9 protein-coding genes and 2 rRNA genes are annotated in these 17,293 nt (G+C 62.9%); 5 read left to right on the top strand and 6 right to left on the bottom strand.

The window, feature by feature from the left end; translation table 11 throughout:
- Nucleotides 1-1,349 (top strand): 23S ribosomal RNA (locus tag MRBLMU1_RS04835); the annotation flags it as partial.
- A gap of 129 nt (nucleotides 1,350-1,478) precedes the next feature.
- Nucleotides 1,479-1,591: ribosomal RNA gene (rrf, locus tag MRBLMU1_RS04840) — 5S ribosomal RNA — on the top strand.
- 164 nt (nucleotides 1,592-1,755) lie between these two features.
- On the opposite strand, the gene MRBLMU1_RS04845 is transcribed toward rrf, so the two are convergent.
- Complete coding sequence (locus MRBLMU1_RS04845) at nucleotides 1,756-2,886, bottom strand: alpha/beta fold hydrolase (protein WP_363497834.1); 1,131 nt, start codon at nucleotides 2,884-2,886, stop codon at nucleotides 1,756-1,758.
- A 154-nt stretch (nucleotides 2,887-3,040) separates the two neighbouring features.
- Between MRBLMU1_RS04845 and MRBLMU1_RS04850 the strand changes: the two genes are divergently transcribed.
- Nucleotides 3,041-6,952 (top strand): two-component regulator propeller domain-containing protein, encoded by a 3,912-nt coding sequence (locus MRBLMU1_RS04850; RefSeq protein WP_363497837.1) that lies wholly within the window; start codon nucleotides 3,041-3,043, stop codon nucleotides 6,950-6,952.
- Between the two features lie 36 nt (nucleotides 6,953-6,988).
- Here MRBLMU1_RS04850 and MRBLMU1_RS04855 read toward each other — a convergent pair whose 3' ends face one another.
- The 3 genes from MRBLMU1_RS04855 to MRBLMU1_RS04865 all read right to left on the bottom strand — a co-directional run bounded on the left by MRBLMU1_RS04855 (nucleotide 6,989) and on the right by MRBLMU1_RS04865 (nucleotide 9,757).
- On the bottom strand, nucleotides 6,989-7,330 hold the full coding sequence (locus tag MRBLMU1_RS04855; RefSeq protein WP_315213475.1) for a DUF1840 domain-containing protein: 342 nt from the start codon (nucleotides 7,328-7,330) through the stop codon (nucleotides 6,989-6,991).
- A 175-nt stretch (nucleotides 7,331-7,505) separates the two neighbouring features.
- Nucleotides 7,506-8,012 carry a hypothetical protein gene (locus MRBLMU1_RS04860; protein ID WP_363497840.1) on the bottom strand — a complete coding sequence of 169 codons (507 nt, stop codon included), beginning with the start codon at nucleotides 8,010-8,012 and terminating at the stop codon, nucleotides 7,506-7,508.
- A complete protein-coding gene (locus MRBLMU1_RS04865) occupies nucleotides 8,009-9,757 on the bottom strand; it encodes a M1 family metallopeptidase (RefSeq protein ID WP_363497842.1) in 1,749 nt (582 codons plus the stop codon). Before MRBLMU1_RS04865 ends, MRBLMU1_RS04860 begins: the two co-directional genes overlap by 4 nt.
- A 384-nt stretch (nucleotides 9,758-10,141) precedes the next feature.
- Between MRBLMU1_RS04865 and MRBLMU1_RS04870 the strand changes: the two genes are divergently transcribed.
- Both MRBLMU1_RS04870 and MRBLMU1_RS04875 read left to right on the top strand, forming a co-directional pair.
- Entirely contained in the window at nucleotides 10,142-11,776 is a 1,635-nt protein-coding gene (locus MRBLMU1_RS04870; RefSeq protein WP_363497845.1) for a methyl-accepting chemotaxis protein, read from the top strand.
- 210 nt (nucleotides 11,777-11,986) lie between these two features.
- Nucleotides 11,987-13,606, top strand: a complete 1,620-nt coding sequence (locus MRBLMU1_RS04875) for a methyl-accepting chemotaxis protein (protein WP_363497848.1) — start codon at nucleotides 11,987-11,989, stop codon at nucleotides 13,604-13,606.
- Nucleotides 13,607-13,612: 6 nt separating this feature from the next.
- On the opposite strand, the gene MRBLMU1_RS04880 is transcribed toward MRBLMU1_RS04875, so the two are convergent.
- Together MRBLMU1_RS04880 and MRBLMU1_RS04885 are read right to left on the bottom strand one after the other, a co-directional pair.
- Nucleotides 13,613-15,451, bottom strand: coding sequence for a glycoside hydrolase family 28 protein (locus MRBLMU1_RS04880; RefSeq protein WP_363497851.1), 1,839 nt, complete (start codon nucleotides 15,449-15,451; stop codon nucleotides 13,613-13,615).
- Nucleotides 15,452-15,464: 13 nt separating this feature from the next.
- A complete protein-coding gene (locus MRBLMU1_RS04885; protein WP_363497854.1) occupies nucleotides 15,465-17,267 on the bottom strand; it encodes a glycoside hydrolase family 28 protein in 1,803 nt (600 codons plus the stop codon).
- Between the last annotated feature and the right edge of the window lie 26 nt (nucleotides 17,268-17,293).

Below are 17,293 nucleotides of genomic sequence, written 5' to 3' on the forward strand. Positions count from 1 at the left end.
TCGAAGCAATCGGAAGTGGTTCCAAGAAAAGCCTCTAAGCTTCAGTCATACGAGACCGTACCGCAAACCGACACAGGTGGGCGAGATGAGTATTCTAAGGCGCTTGAGAGAACTCGGGAGAAGGAACTCGGCAAATTGGTACCGTAACTTCGGGAAAAGGTACGCCCTTGTAGCTTGGCTGATTTACTTCAGTAGGGCGAACGGGTTGCAATAAACTGGTGGCTGCGACTGTTTAATAAAAACACAGCACTCTGCAAACACGAAAGTGGACGTATAGGGTGTGACGCCTGCCCGGTGCTGGAAGATTAAATGATGGGGTGCAAGCTCTTGATTGAAGTCCCAGTAAACGGCGGCCGTAACTATAACGGTCCTAAGGTAGCGAAATTCCTTGTCGGGTAAGTTCCGACCTGCACGAATGGCGTAACGATGGCCACACTGTCTCCTCCCGAGACTCAGCGAAGTTGAAGTGTTTGTGATGATGCAATCTACCCGCGGCTAGACGGAAAGACCCCATGAACCTTTACTGTAGCTTTGCATTGGACTTTGAATCAATCTGTGTAGGATAGGTGGGAGGCTTTGAAGCGGGGACGCCAGTTCTCGTGGAGCCAACCTTGAAATACCACCCTGGTTCATTTGAGGTTCTAACCTTGGCCCGTTATCCGGGTCGGGGACAGTGCATGGTAGGCAGTTTGACTGGGGCGGTCTCCTCCTAAAGTGTAACGGAGGAGTTCGAAGGTACGCTAGGTACGGTCGGACATCGTGCTAATAGTGCAATGGCATAAGCGTGCTTAACTGCGAGACTGACAAGTCGAGCAGGTACGAAAGTAGGACATAGTGATCCGGTGGTTCTGTATGGAAGGGCCATCGCTCAACGGATAAAAGGTACTCTGGGGATAACAGGCTGATTCCTCCCAAGAGTTCATATCGACGGGGGAGTTTGGCACCTCGATGTCGGCTCATCACATCCTGGGGCTGTAGCCGGTCCCAAGGGTATGGCTGTTCGCCATTTAAAGTGGTACGTGAGCTGGGTTTAAAACGTCGTGAGACAGTTTGGTCCCTATCTGCCGTGGGCGTTGGAAATTTGAAGGGGGCTGCTCCTAGTACGAGAGGACCGGAGTGGACAGACCTCTGGTGTACCGGTTGTCACGCCAGTGGCATTGCCGGGTAGCTAAGTCTGGAAGAGATAACCGCTGAAAGCATCTAAGCGGGAAACTTGCCTTAAGATGAGATTTCCCAGAGCCTTGAGCTCTTTGAAGGGTCGTTCGAGACCAGGACGTTGATAGGTCAGGTGTGGAAGTGCAGTAATGCATTAAGCTAACTGATACTAATTGCCCGTACGGCTTGTCCCTATAACCTTAGCAGGTTATGGTGAATGAGAAGTATGTTGTGCGAACGTTGATACAACTTCATTACCCATATTACTTACTACTTCCAGATTCAGGGCGACGCGAATGCGCGCAGCCCGGTACAAGTCAATGCCTGATGACCATAGCAAGTTGGTCCCACCCCTTCCCATCCCGAACAGGACCGTGAAACAACTCTGCGCCGATGATAGTGCTGCAACCAGTGTGAAAGTAGGTTATCGTCAGGCTAGTTATATTAAAAAACCCCTTCCAGTGATCTGGTAGGGGTTTTTTTTCGTCCATGCCCCGTGTCTGGAGATACATCTGGAGACACGTAGGGCGGATTAGGCGGAACGCCGTAATCCGCCATTCCATGAGCCGCCGAAACGCATGCATGGCGGATTACGCTTCGCTAATCCGCCCTACGTTTCTGCGGCATTTCGCCATCTGGCGCCATGGCCAGCGGCCGCACCGTCTCCAGCAGGCTGACCAGGGTCTTGCCGGGCTCCTCCCACGGGATCATGTGGGCGGAATGCTCGAACCACACGCCGCGCTTGTACGGCGCCTTGACGCGTTTGAGCCACTCGTCGGTCGGCGCCGATGGCGTGGTGTAGTCGTTGCGTCCCATGAACATCACCACCGGGATCGGGAAGCTGCGCACGTTGCGATAGTCGACGCCCAGGAACTCCGGCAGCAAGCGGCCCAGCGAGAACATATTGCCGGCGTCGATGGCGCGCACGTCGCAGTCGTTATACTCCGGCGAGAGCTTGCCAGCCTCATGGAAGTAGTTCGAACTGTCGCGATAGGCGCTCAGGCCACCATAGTACTGCGCCCAAATGCGTGCCGTGACGATGCGCTCGCGCGTGACCGGCTGGTCGCCCGGATACGGCGCGATCGACGCCAGTTCCTTGATGGCCTTCTCGTTGTTGTGCGCCTTCGATTGCTCCACCGCGTAGTCAAAGCTGATGCGTTCATTCTCGCGGGTGCTGATCACCTGCCCAATGCCGACGTAAGCGTAGAACAGGTCCGGCCGCTTCAGCGCCGCGCCCATGCCGATCACCGTGCCCCAGCTGTGGCCCATCAGGATCACCTTGTCCTTGTGGTATCGGGTCTTGATGTACTCCGCGACTTCGATCGCGTCGTCGATGTAGCGCGGAATGTGGATGCTGTCACTGAGCGAATCCGGCGCGGTTTCATTGAAGGTCTTGCCGGCGCCGCGCTGGTCGTAATTGACGATGGTGAAGTACTCTTCCAGCGGGCGCTGGAACTGCCAGATAGTCGGGATCAGCGGCGAGGCCGGACCGCCATGCACGAACAGGATCACAGGATTGTTCTTGTCCTGCCCGCGCACGTTGATCCACTGGGCGATGCCGCCGATTTTGGCCTTGTAGGCTTCCTGCACGCCGGACGGCGCGACGATACGGCCCAAGTCCTTGATCACCTCCCGCGCCTTGGCATACTCCTGCTGGCTCTTGCACTCCTGCGCCTGCACGCCGGTACCCAGCGACGCCAACAACAAACAACCCGTCAAAATTTTTTTCATCGATTCACATCCATGAACATGAACAAGAATGCAATTCTAGCCGGATGTTTCGCGAGTGTGCTTAACAAGCGGCGCCGATCCCCCGCCTTCCCATCCCTTTGTTTTCGCCCCACGTTTCTGCATTACAATATAGTTAATATTGGAGTGCAACCTTATGTCACGTTTCGCGATGCGTACGGCGCGTTTTTGCGGCTTGCTTCTGCTGGCGCTGTGTTCGCTCGTCCACGCCGCCCCGCTCAGCCTGCGGTTCGAACACCTGGGCGTCGAGCAGGGCTTGACGCAGGAGTCCATCACGCGCGTCGTCCAGGACCGCCAGGGCTTCATCTGGATCGGCACGCAGGCCGGCCTGAACCGCTTTGACGGCTACCGCGTCACCGTCTTCAAGAACGACCCCGGCAATCCGCACAGCCTGCTCGACAACTATGTGCAGGCGCTGTACGAGGACGCCAACGGCCGGCTGTGGGTCGGCAGTAAAGGCGGGCTGGACCGTTACGACCCGTCCACCGGCGGTTTCGTCCATCAAGCCATCAAGGCCGGCAACCTTGCCGTCACCAATATCATCGGCGACGGCAAGGACGGCCTGTGGCTGACCACCAGCGAGGGCCTGCAGCATCTCGATATCAAGAGCGGCCAGGTGCGCACGTTGCGGCACGCGCCGGCCGATCCGGACAGCATCTCCGATGACCGGGTCAATGCCGTGGCGCGCGACAAATCGGGCAATCTGTGGTTAGGCACGGCCAGCGGGCTGGAAATGCTGCCGCCGGGCGCCGCCAAATTCCTGCATCTGACCCCGCAGCACGGCTCCACGCCATCGAACAACATCACCTCGCTCTCGGTGGGGCCGGACGGGCTGGTGTGGGCCGGCGCCATGGCCGGCCTGCAGGCTTGGAGGGTCGACGGGACCACGCCCAAACGCTTGCCACCGGCGGCGTCGCAGCCGTTCGGCGATCTGCGCGTCAACGTCCTGATGCACGACAGCGACGGCACCTTGTGGGTCGGCACCCAGGAGGACGGCCTGAAACGGCGCGATCCGGCCAGCGGCGAGTTCCATAGCTACCGTTGGGATAGCCTGAACCGCCACGGCATCGGCGACAACCAGATCACCGCGCTGTATCAGGACCGCACCGGCACGCTCTGGGTGGGCAACTGGTACTCAGGCTTGGATTGGGTCGATCTCGACAGCGGTGGCTTCGAGCGCTACACCGAGTCGACCGGCGTGCTGCCGGGCGTGTCCAACAGCAAGGTGCGCGCGATCACCGGCGCCGGCGACAACAAGATCTGGCTCGGTTCCGGCGAGGGCCTGACCAGGCTGGACGTGACCAGGCGTACGGTCGAGTCCTGGCACCGCGACGAGCGCGATCCCGGCAGCCTGCCCGGCGACGTGGTGATCGCGCTGGCCACCGACCTCAAGGGCCGGCTGTGGGTCGGCACGTCCACCGGCCTGGCCCGGCGCGATCCGTCCACCGGCCGCTACACGCGCGTGCCGTTCGACGCCGATCCGAACGCCCTGTCGATACAGCGGCTGCTGGTCGACCGGGCCGGCGTCATCTGGGCCGGCACGCGCAGCGGACTGCACCGCGTCGATCCGGACACCGACGCCGTCACCACCTATCGCGCCGATCTGGATAATCCGGACAGTGTCGACGGCCGCGTGTACGCGCTGCTGGAGGACCGCCACGGCATGCTGTGGATCGGCACGGAAAACGGCTTGAACCGCTTCGACCGCGGCACTGGCAAGTTCCGCCACTACCGCCACGATCCGGACCGGCCGGACAGCCTGAGCCACAAAAGGGTGCCGTTCATCTTCGAGGATAGGAACGGCGTGCTGTGGGTCGGCACCGCCGCCGGCTTGTGCAAGGCCCTGCCGCAGCCGGACGGCGACCTGCGCTTCCGCTATTACCCGGGACAGAACGGCGGCGCGGTCGATCCGATTGGCGCCATCCTGGAGGACGGCAAAGGCCGGCTATGGATCAGCAGCACCGCCGGCATCGCGATGTTCAATCCCGAGAGCGGGTTTTTCAAGCAATACACGGCCAAGGATGGTTTGATCGACGGCTCGTACTTCATCGGCGCGGCCTACAAGGCGCCGGACGGCACGCTGTACTTCGGCGGCCTGGCGGGCATGACCGCGTTCAAGCCGTCGGAAGTCCATGACAACGCGCGTCCACCGCAGATCGCCATCACCGATTTCTTCATCTTCAACGAGTCGATCCTGAGCGACGTTCACCGGCCGGACGTACTGCCGAAGGGCTCGCTGAGCGACGCCAAGACGCTCACCTTGAGCCATCGCGACGTCATGTTCTCGATCGAGTTCGCCGCCCTGCATTTCGCCGATCCGCAGCGCAACCGCTACGCCTACCAGCTCGAGGGTTTCGATCCGCAGTGGGTGACGACGGACGCCGGCAAGCGCTTCGCCACCTATACCAACCTGGACCCGGGCCATTACGTGTTCCGCGTGCGCGCCGCCAACAAGGACGGTGTCTGGAGTCCGGAACCGGCGGTGCTGGAGTTGATCGTCACGCCGCCGGTGTGGAAGATGTGGTGGTTCCGCCTGCTCATGGTCGGCCTGGTGGTGGGCGCGGCGTATTTGCTGTTCCGCATCCGCATCCGCATGCTGATGCGGCAGAAGCAAGCCCTCGAGGAGGAGGTCGGCAGCCGCACGCGCGAGCTGGTGCTGCAGAAGGAGTCGATCGAACGGCAGAAGCAGGAGGCCGAGCTGCAGAAGGAAAGCGTGGAGCTGGCGCACCGCAATATCTCGCTGCTGTCCGATATCGGCCGCCGCATCACGGCCAACCTCGACAGCGAGGCCATCATGACCATGCTCTACCAGCAGGTGCATGCGCTGATGGACGCGAGCGTGTTCGGCATCGGCATTTACCGGCCCGAGCAGGAGCTGATCGAGTATCCGTTCGCGATGGAAAAGGGCAAGCGCTACACGCCGTACACGCGCAGCATGCTGGAGCCGAACCAGCTGGCCGTGTGGTGCATCAACCATGCCGAGGAAGTGTTCATCAACGACCTGGAGCAGGAATACGCGCGTTACATCGCCAACCTGGCGCTGGTCTCCGGCGTCGACAACATGGGCACGCTCGAAGACGGTTCGCTGCCGACCGAGCCGCGCTCGCTGATCTACGTGCCGATTTCCGTCAACGGCCAGGTGCGCGGCATCATCACCGTCCACAGTTACCGCGCGCACGCCTACCGGCGCATCGATGTCGACATGCTGACCACCCTGGCGTCGTATGTGGCGGTGGCGTTCGCCAACGCCGATTCCTACCGGCAGTTGCAGGACACCCAACAGCAGCTGGTCGAGCGCGAGAAGCTGGCCGCGCTGGGTTCGCTGGTGGCCGGCGTCGCGCACGAGCTCAACACGCCGATCGGCAACAGCCTGGTGATCGCCAGCACGCTCGAGGACAAGACCACGGAGATCGAACTGCGCCAGAACAGCAACGTGCTGCGCCGCTCGGACCTGGCGCAATTCATCGACGCCGCGCGCGAGGCGTCGACCTTGCTGATGCGCAGCCTGCGCAACGCGGCCGAGCTGGTCAATAGTTTCAAGCAGGTGGCGGTCGACCAGGCCAGCGCCAAGCGGCGCCATTTCAACCTGCACCAGGCCAGCCAGGAAATCGTCACCACGATGAAGAACCAGATCCGCAAGGCGGGCCACCAGGTCGATCTGGAGATGCCGGACGATATAGAGATGGACAGCTTCCCGGGGCCCTACGGCCAAGTCATCATCAATCTGATCAACAACGCCTTGCTGCACGCGTTCGAGGGGCGCAGCGGCGGCGTGATACGGCTGTGGGCGGTGCGGCTGGGACCGGACCGGGTGCGGATCGTGTTCCAGGATGACGGCTCGGGCATCGCCATCGAGCATCAGGCGCGTATTTTCGATCCGTTCTTCACGACCAAGCTGGGGCAGGGGGGCAACGGGCTGGGGTTGAGCATCACGTACAACATTGTGACGTCGCTGCTCGATGGCAGCATCCGGGTCGACAGCGTGGTCGGGGTGGGGACGCGGTTCACGATCGACCTGCCGCTCAAGGCGAGCCTGGCAGGCGATTGACGAACCGCATTCCCGTCTTACCGCATTATTTATCGCCTACACGCCCCAGATAATGCTCTCGTTTTCCTGCTTGGCCGAGCGCAGCATCTCCAGCAGCGGATACGCGCGCGCGTGGAATCCCACGCGCTGCATGACGGCATGTTCCACCGTCTCGTTCTCTTCCTTCTCGTGCGCGTGGATGTCGTGCTCGATATCGTTTTCAGGATGGAGTTTGCTTTCGGCCACTTCATGCTCGAGCACCGACAGCGCTTGCTCCGCCTCGGCGGCGGTGATCACGCCGCGCGTGGGGTTTTTGTGCAGCAGGTCGAGGATGCGTTGGGCGTGTTCCTGATACATCAGGACTTCAGGGCTGGATTTGGATTTGAAGGCAATTAACATGATGCGCTTTCTTAGTATTATTGATCAAGAGGTCTGACGGTGCGCCGAATGACGAAGCAGCGGCGTGCCGCTGCTGTACACATTAGGTCGTCACGGAAACTTTACAAGAGACGAACCCATCTGTATGGACGTTAGCGCACGTCAATTAAGTATCTCCTAAGCCAATCGCCCGGTTTCAGTTCAGTTTGAACGAGCCGAACCAGGTTTCCACCGTGTCCCGCACGATGTTTTTCTCGCGGCCCATGACGATGACCTGATACACGCGCGTGTCTTTGGCGATGAAACGTCCGATCAGCAGCATCGGCTCGCCATTTTGGCTGCCTTTCGCCTCGACGTCGAGCACGGTTTGCCCGCCCGCCGCCGACGATGCACTTTTGGTCACCGTGGCGCCGATGTTCCTGACCAGCGCCGTCTTCATGGCCTCGATCGCCGCCGGGGTCCTGCCCGCGTCCGGCAATTGCGCGCTGCCGACCGCGAACACCACCCCGTCCACCTCGGCCGCCGTCATCGTCATGTTGACGTCCAGATCGCCCAGCTTGATGGCGCGGGTCTGGCTGGCCGGCTTGCCGGGGAACAGCACGGCATAGGGCGCGTCATTGCTGCGGTAATCGCGCCAATCGTATTGCGGGCTGCAGGCGGACAATGCGGCCGCCATCAGCAGCGCCAGCGAGATCTTTTTCATGATGCCTTCGCTTTCTTCTTTTTACGTTCTTCCTCGTCGCGCTTCCATTCGTCGATATGCGCCTGCTGGCGCAGCACGCGGGACGCCGGATCGACAGTATAGTGCGCGTTGGCGGCCAGGGGCAGTTCGCCGTGGCTGCCGCTCATCGGCAGTTGGACGATGCGCTCGCCCTGGTCGTCGACGATGCGCACTTCCAGCGGCATCGGGAACGGGCCGCCGTCCTTCAGCTTCCAGTTCAGCTGCAGCTTGTCGCCGCTGCGCGTCTCGACCAGCTCGGGCAATGCCGCATGATACAGGTAGGCGTCGAAGAACCAGCCCAGATCGCGGCCGCTCGCCTGGTTGGCGATGGCGATGAATTCGTTCGTGCTGCTCCAGCGCGGCTGGAAGTTGCCTGGCGTCGGCGTGTCGGTGCCGTAGACCATGCGGCGCGTGGCGCGGAAGAAGGCGTCGTCGCCGATCAGGTTGCGCAGCGTGTGCAGGATCAGCGAGCCCTTGGTGTAGATGTCGTTGCCCGGGCCGCCGCGTTTGTCGTCGTAGACGTCCTCGATGCGCTGCGGTTTGCCGCCGACCACCGGCACCTTGTTGCGCAGCGACTTGCGCTGGTTGAACAGCTCGGCCTGGAACGCCATGTCGCCGCGCAGCCATTGCAGGTACAGCGGCTGCATGTAGCTGCCGAAGCCTTCGTGCAGCCACATGTCGTCCCAGTCGGAATTGGTCATCTGGTTGCCGAACCACTCGTGCGACAGTTCGTGGTGCAACAACCAGTCGTAGCCGTAGGGCGACTTCAGGTAACCGTTGCCGTAGGCGTTGATGGTCTGGTGTTCCATGCCCAGGTGCGGCGTTTCGACCACGCCCATTTTCTCGTCGCCGAACGGATAGGGACCGATGCGGCGCTCGAAGAAATCGAGCATCGGCGCGAACTCGGCGAACAGGCCCCTGGCCTGCTGCTCGTGTCCTTTCAGATACCACATGCGCAGCGGAATCGTGTTGCCGTAGCGGCTGGCGTAGTCGCCCGACAGCATTTCGTAGGGGCCGATGTTAAGCGCTACGCCGTAGGTGCTGGGGTTTTTCGCGCGCCAGTGGTAGGTGCGCCAGCCGTCCTTCTCATCCATGCCGACCGCCACGCCGTTGCCGGCGACCACCAGCGGCGCCGGCACGCTGATGTGCAGGTCGATCAGTTTGGCCTTGCCCATCGGGTGGTCGATGCAGGGCCAGAACAGGTCGCAACCTTCGCCCTCGACGGTGGTGGCGATCCACGGTTGCCCGTCCTCCGTTTTACTCCAGACGAAGGCGCCATCCCACGGCGCGCGCTTGGCCACGTGCGGCACGCCGTGGTAGCGGATGCGCACGGTGGTGCTGGTGCCGGCCGCTAGCGGTGTCGGCAACGTCAGGTAAAGACGGCCGTCCGGGTTGCTGATCGCCGAGCGCGCCAATTCCACACCGTCGACGCTGGCGCCGTCGACCGGCAGGTTGCGGTCCAGCTCGACGGCGATGCGGGTCAGCGGCGTCGTGGCCGACGGATTGGCGGTGAAGGTCAGCGCGGCGTCGCCGCGTATGCTTTGCGTGGCGGGATCGACACGCAGCGCCAGGTCGGCTTTTTCAAACGTGACGGCCAGTTGCTCCGGCGCGCGCGGGCCGCCGGAGCCGGCGGTGAAGTCGGTCAGCGGCACCTGGGTAGTGGCGCAGCCGGCCAGCAGGGCGCTGGCGGCGAGGAAGGTTGGGAGATGCAATGGCGGACGTGTCATGCTGGTTCCGGCGGGTCAAATGTTAATCAGGAAATATAGCAGTTAGCATCACGAACGGCCATCTTCAGGTGCTGCTGCCGGGCTGTTGTGGGTTGGCAGCCTCGGCGATAGCGCGGCATCGCCGGAAAAATGTCAGTTTGCATATTTTTCGTGTGGCAATTCTTTTGATATTTGATACTATAGGGCACCAACTCTTGGTTGCCGGGCCAGCGATGGCCCGATCGATAATGCCCTCCGTCCCCATGCCCCCGGGACAATGCTGTCACTCTCCGCGTCCCTGATTCCTGCCGCTTTCGCGCAAGCGACCTGATGCCGCCGCAATCCCGCATCGATCGTCGTTTGTTACTTATATCGCTGCGCATGCAGCCCGAAAACGGAAACAACATGAAAATCGCTAACTTAAAAATCGGAACTCGACTCGGCCTTGGATTTGGCGTGGTCGTCGTCTTACTGCTGGCCGTGGCCTTCATCGCCGTCAGCCGCATCAACCTGATCAACGATGCGACGGACGAAATCCTGAACGACCGCTACGCCAAGGTGACGGTGGCCCAGGATATCCAGACCGAGGTGAACAAGCAGGCGCGCTATTTGCGCAACGCTATCATCGGCGCGGCCGATCCGGCCGAAGTCTCGGCCTCGCTGGCCAAGCTCGACGCGTCGGTGAAAACGAATGGCGCGCATCTGGCGAAACTGAAAGCCATGCTGAACACGGAAAAAGGCAACGCGCTCTTCAGCGCCTTGAGCGAGCGCCGTAACGCCTATGGCAGCGCGCGCGACGCCACCGTCAAGCTGTTGCTCGACGGGCAGGCCGACCTGGCCGGTAAATACCTGCTCAAGGAACTGCGTGGGCCGCAAGACGCCTTCTTCGAGTCCATCGATGCGATGGCGGATTTCCAGGAATTGTTGATGAACAAGTCGGGCCAGCAAGCCGAGGCCGATGGCGCGTTCGCCGTGCGGATGACGGTGGCGCTGTCGGCGTTCGCCGCCGTGGCCGCCGCGTTGATCGGCTGGCTGATCACGCGCTCGATCACGGTGCCGGTGGACCACGCCGTGGCGCTGGCGCAAACCGTCGCCGGCGGCGACTTGAGCAGCAGCATCGAGGTGCAAAGCAAGGACGAGATCGGTTCATTGATGCAGGCGCTCAAGGATATGAACCAGAGCCTGAACAACATCGTCGGCCAGGTCCGCGCCAGCAGCGACGAGATCGCGACGGCGACCGGCGAGGTCGCCACCGGCAATATGGATCTGTCGTCGCGCACCGAACAGCAAGCCAGCGCGCTGGAGGAGACCGCCTCGTCGATGGAGGAACTGACCTCCACCGTCAAGCAAAACAGCGACAACGCGCGGCAGGCCAACCAGTTGGCCGTGTCCGCCGTCGAGGTGGCGCGCCAGGGCGGCGTGGTGGTGGACGAAGTGGTCACGACGATGGGACAGATCAACGAGTCGGCCACCAAGATCTCGGACATCATCGGCGTCATCGACGGCATCGCCTTCCAGACCAACATCCTGGCGTTGAACGCGGCGGTGGAAGCGGCGCGCGCGGGCGAGCAGGGCCGGGGCTTCGCGGTGGTGGCGTCGGAAGTGCGCAACCTGGCGCAGCGTTCGGCCGGCGCGGCGAAGGAAATCAAAACCCTGATCAACGACTCGGTCGGGCGGGTCGAAGCGGGCAACAAGCTGGTGGCCAAGGCGGGCACCACGATGAGCGAGGTGGTCGCCAGCATCCAGCGCGTGACCGACATCATGGGCGAGATCACCACCGCCAGCCGCGAACAGGAAGTCGGCATCGAGCAGATCAGCCAGGCCGTCACCGAAATGGACACGGTGACGCAGCAGAACGCCGCCTTGGTGGAAGAGGCCGCCGCAGCGACCGGCGCGCTGGAGCAGCAGGCCGCCCATCTGGCGCAGGTGGTCAGCGTGTTCAAGCTGGATACGGGCGCGCGGAACGCGCCGCCGGTGGTGGCGCATTCATCATCCTCGCCATCGCGGCGGGCCGTTCCGCGCCTGGCGCTGGCCGGCTGAGGATGGCTGCCGCCCGGCAGGGCGGCCCCTTTAACTGACGCCTGAACGGCGCGGCATGGCCGCGCCGTTCGGCGTTTACGCTATCAATAAGCATGCTGACGCTCTATAACAACAGGCAACTGGTTGGCTTGCTGTTACGCAATATGCGCAGCCGCCATTGGGTCAACATCGAAATATTGCAGTGCCAATTGATCCCAAATGGAAACTATCATGAACATCTCTAACTTGAAAATCGGAACGCGGCTGGGCTTGGGTTTCGGCGTGGTGGTGGTGCTGCTGGCCGCCGTGGCGCTGGTGGCCATCACCCGCATCAACCTGATCAACCAGGCGACGGAACGGATCTTGAACGATAGCTTCGTCAAGTTGACGCTGGCCCGCCAAATTCAGACCGAGGTCAATGTGCAAGCGCGCTTGTTGCGCAACGCCGTCATCGGCGTGGCGGACCCTGCGGAAGTGCGGGAGCAGTTGGAGAAGATGGATGCGTCGCTGAAGGCGAACGAAGAATATATCGTCAAGCTGGACCACATGCTGACGCTTCCCAAGGGGAAGGAATTGTTCAAGACCCTGAGCGAACGGCGCAACGCTTACACGGCGGCGCGCAATACCCTTGTCAAGATGATCAAGGATGGCCAGTCCGAGCAGGCCGGCAAATATGTCAGCAAGGAGCTGCGGGCGGTGCAAACCCCGTATTTCAGCGCCATCAACGCGATGGAGGATTTTCAGGAATCGCTGATGAAGCAGGACGGCGAGCAAATCGCGGCGGGCGGCGCCTTGGCCGTGCAACTGAGCGTCATCCTGTCGGTGACGGCCGCGATCATGGCGGCGCTGATCGGCTGGTTCATCACGCGTTCGATCACGGTGCCGGTGAACCGGGCCGTGGGCTTGGCGCAGACCGTCGCCGCCGGCGATTTGAGCGCTCATATCGACGTGCAAAGCAAGGACGAGATCGGCTCGCTGTTGCAGGCGCTCAATGACATGACGCTGAGCCTGAACAACATCGTCGGCCAGGTGCGCGCCGGCAGCGACGAGATTTCGACCGCGACGGCGGAAGTGGCCAGCGGCAACCTGGACCTGTCGTCGCGCACCGAACAGCAGGCCAGCGCGCTGGAACAGACCGCGTCGTCGATGGAGGAGTTGACCTCCACCGTCAGGCAAAACAGCGACAACGCGCGGCAGGCCAACCAGTTGGCCGTGTCCGCCGTCGACGTGGCGCGCCAGGGTGGCGCGGTGGTGACGGAAGTGGTGACGACGATGGGCCACATTCACGCGTCGGCCGGCAAGATCTCCGACATCATCGGCGTCATCGACGGCATCGCCTTCCAGACCAATATCCTGGCCTTGAACGCGGCGGTCGAGGCGGCGCGCGCTGGCGAGCAGGGCCGGGGCTTCGCCGTGGTGGCCTCGGAAGTGCGCAACCTGGCGCAGCGCTCGGCGGGCGCGGCGAGGGAAATCAAAACCTTGATCAACGACTCCGTCGAGCAAGTCAACGCGGGCAACCAGCTGGTGGCCAAGGCCGGCACCACGATGACCGAGGTGGTCGCCAGCATCCAGCGGGTCACCGACATCATGAGCGAAATCACGGCGGCCAGCCGGGAGCAGGAGGTCGGCATCGAGCAGATCAACCAGGCCGTCAACGAAATGGACGCCGTGACGCAACAGAACGCCGCGCTGGTGGAGGAAGCGGCGGCCGCCACGGCGGCGCTGGAGGGCCAGGCGTCGCGTCTGACGCAGGTGGTCAGCGTGTTCAAGCTGGAACAGGGACGCGCGGCGCCGACGGGCCACCAGCCGCAAAAACGGCCGGCCCCCCAACTGGCGCTGGCAACGGTTTGACGGCGCCTACGACGACAACCGCTGGTTGTGCACCTTCCCGGCGATGGTCACATTCCTCAACACCAGGTCCTTGACGTTATAAAGGTAGGCCGGCTGCCTGGCCACCGGCGTCCCGAAGTCGCAGTCGCTGATGGTGACATTACTCACCGGCAGAATCCGCGGCTTGCCCGGCCCGTTGTAGTTCACCGCCACCGGCCCCAGCACCACAATCGGCTGGTAGCACGAGAACTTGCCATCCCTGGTCTGTACATTGCCCACCGTAATACCCGAGATATGCACGTTGGTCACCAACGGTGGCCGCGTGCGGATGGTATCGTCCAGCGGGCTATAGTCGCAGTCGAAGGTGATCACGCCACCGGCGCCGGCGGCCACCGTCTTCTCAGGAATCCCCGACCCTGGCGTCGGCTTGTAAAACGCCGGCGTGGTGCGTATCCCGTTAGGTATCCGCACATTCCGAACGTAGAAATTACGCAGAAACCCCCCGCGCGCCATATTGGTCTTGAGCCGGATGGCGATGTTGAGCGGGTCCGTCTTCCAGTTGGCGTTCTCAAACACCAGGTTCTGCGCATACACGTTCTGGATGCCGCCGGACATGATGCTGCCCAAGGTCAGCGCCCCATGGCCGCTGTGCATGCGGCAATTCTGCACCACCACGTTCTCGCACGGACCGAACTGCGTATCGGTGCCCTTGCCGGAATCGATGGCGATGCAATCGTCGCCGGTGTTGAACTGGCAGCCCTCGATCAGCACGTGGCGGCACGACTCCGGATCGAAGCCGTCGTTGTTGGCGCCCATGCTGTTGGCGTAGATGCCTTTCACATGCACATTGGAGCAGTCCACCGGATTGTGCTGCCAGAACGGCGTGTTGGTGGTCTGGTAGCCGGCCAGCAGCACGTCTTTGCAACTGATGAACTGCACCATGTGCGGACGCAGGAAGTGGCCGATGCCGAAGACGCGTTGCCTGGCCGGCACGCGCGCCTCGCTCAGCGCGCGCAGATAGTGGGAGTCCGACAGGAACCACGGATCGTCGCCCTCGATCTTCTTCGCTTCCTCGGGTGAAAGGTGCGGCGCGATCTCGGCCAGCGGGCGGTTGCGCGGATTCGGCCGCTCCTGCACCTTGCCTACGGTGAACGGCACATGCACCTCGCCTTTGCGCTCGCGGCCTTTCCACGACCACCAGCAATCGGCATCGCCGGGGAAGGGCACGCCGGCCTGGCCGTCGAGGATGGAGGTCCAGTCCTCGCCGGTCAGGGCGATGTTGCGTTGGCCGTGGGCGTACACCAGCGACGAATAGTTCAGGCAGTCGTTGCCCTCCCAGCGGGTCAGCGACAGCTTGCCGTTGGCGCCGCAATCGAATTCGCCGTGGCGCGCGTAGTCGAGCGGATTGGCCGAGAAGTAGACATGCGCGGCCTTGGCCAGATGCACGTGGACGTTCGACAGCAGCACGATCGGCCCGGCGCACAGCCAGTTGCCGGCCGGGATCAACACGCGGCCACCGCCCGCCTTGTGGCAGGCGGCGATGGCGGCGCTGATGGCCGGGTAGCAATCGGTCGCGCCCGGCGCCGGCGTGTGGATATCGGCGCGCTCGCTGGAGCCGACCCAGGCGTTGATCGGCACCACTTCGCACGCCTGGGCGCCGAACGCGGTGATGACGAAATCCTCCTCGCGGAAGGTGAGTGGGCTCGACACGCGGTCGATGATGGCCTGCGCCTGGCGCCAGGGATCGGAGGAGGCGCCCGGCGCCGCCATCAGCTGCGCCGGCAGGCCGCCGGCCAGGGCCAGTGTGCCGCCCGCCAGGGTCTGCATGAAGTTGCGGCGGGCGGCATGGGGGGCTGGAGTGGTCATCGTCAGCCCCGCGTCAGGTGTCGAGGACCGTCGAGATGGTCTTGCCGGCGATGCGCACATTCTTCAACGTCAGTCCCTTGACGTTGTGGGTGAACCACGGCTGCTCGGCGTTGCGCGGCGTGCCGAAGTCGCAGTCGGTGATGGTGATGTCGGTCAGCGGCAACACCGGCGTGCCCGGCTTGCCGTTGAAGCTGGTCGCCACCGGTCCCAGGATCACCATGGCCTGGTAGCACGACACCTCGGCGCCGTCGATCTTGACGTTGCCGGCCTTGACGTTGGAGATGTGCACGTGTGAGACCGACGGCGGCCGGATGCGCACGTCGTCGTCGGCCGGCGCGTAGTCGCAGTCGATGGTGATCAGGCCGCCGCCGCTGGTCGAGACCGTCTTCGGCTTGATGACCGAGCCGGGCAGCGGATTGTAAAAGCCGGGAACCGTCTTTACGCCGTTGGGCACGGTCACGTCGCGCACGTAGAAGTGGCGCAGGAAGCCGCCGCGATTCATATTGGTTTTCATGCGGATCGCCGTGCCGAGCGGGTCGCTGTCCCAGTGGATGTTGCGGAATTCGATGCGCTGCGCGTACACGTGCTCGATGCCGGCTGCCATCTCGCTGCCCAAGGTGACCCCGCCGTGGCCGCTGTTCATGATGGTGTCCTGGATCACCATGTTGCGGGTCGGACCTTCGGCGATGTCGCGGTTCTTGCCGGACTTGATGGCGATGCAATCGTCGCCGGTGTTGAACAGGCAGCCTTCGACCAGGATGGTGTCGCACGACTCGGGATCGAAGCCGTCGCTGTTGGCGCCCTTGCTTTCCATCCGGACCTTGCTGAAGTGGACGTTGCGGCAGTTGACCGGGTGGTGCAGCCAGAACGGCGAATCGAGCAACTGGTAGCCCTGCATCAGCACGTCGGTGCAGCCGACGAACTCGACCATGCACGGGCGCAGGTAGTGGCCGATGCCGAAGATGCGCTTGGCCACCGGCACGCCCGCCTCGGACAGCGCCGGCAGGTAGCGCGAGTCGGTGCGCCAGTCGGGCCGGGTGCCCTGGATCAGCGCGCGCTCGGCGTCCGACAGCATTGGTGCCACCGCCGCCAGCGACTCCGGATTGGCCGGATTGATCTTGCGCCCGTGCATGGGCGCCTGCTTGTTTTTGCCGCTCCAGTCCCACCACGAGCCGCCGCCGGTCTCGAACGGCACGCCGGCCTGGCCGTTGAGGATGCTGGTCCAGTCCTCGCCGGTCAGCGCGATGTTGCGCTGGTTGTGGGCGTAGATCATGGGCGAGTAGTTCAGCACGTCGTTGCCCTGCCAGCGCGAGATCACCAGCTTGCCGTTCTTGCCGCAATCGATATCGCCGTATTTGGCGTAGTCGTTCGGGTTGGCGCTGAAGTACACCTCGGCGCCGGCCGCCAGATGGACGTTGACGTTCGACAGCAGCACGATCGGCCCCGCGCAGTACCAGCTGCCGGCGGGAATCAGCACGCGGCCGCCGCCGGCCTTGTTGCAGGCGGCGATGGCGGCGGCGATGGCGGGGTAGCAGTCCGGCGACTTGGCGACCGGCGACATGCGCGGCAGTGGCTCGTCGCCGCCGGAGGTGATGACCTTGGCCAGCTTGCACGGCTTGGCGCCGAACTTGGTGATCGGAAAATCTTCTTTGCGGAACACGAGCGGCTTGGCGAAGCGGTCGATGATGCGCTGCGCCGTGTCCCAGGGATCGGCGGAGGCGGCGGGTGCGGACTGGCCGAGCGCGAGCGGCGCGGCACCGCCGAGCATGGCACCGGCCGAGGCCGCGCGCAGGACGTTGCGGCGTTGTGGGTTCATTACTTGGTTCATTTTATTCATCTCCA

The sequence above is a fragment of the Burkholderia sp. LMU1-1-1.1 genome, from assembly GCF_040675865.1.
GTDB lineage: Bacteria > Pseudomonadota > Gammaproteobacteria > Burkholderiales > Burkholderiaceae_D > Rugamonas.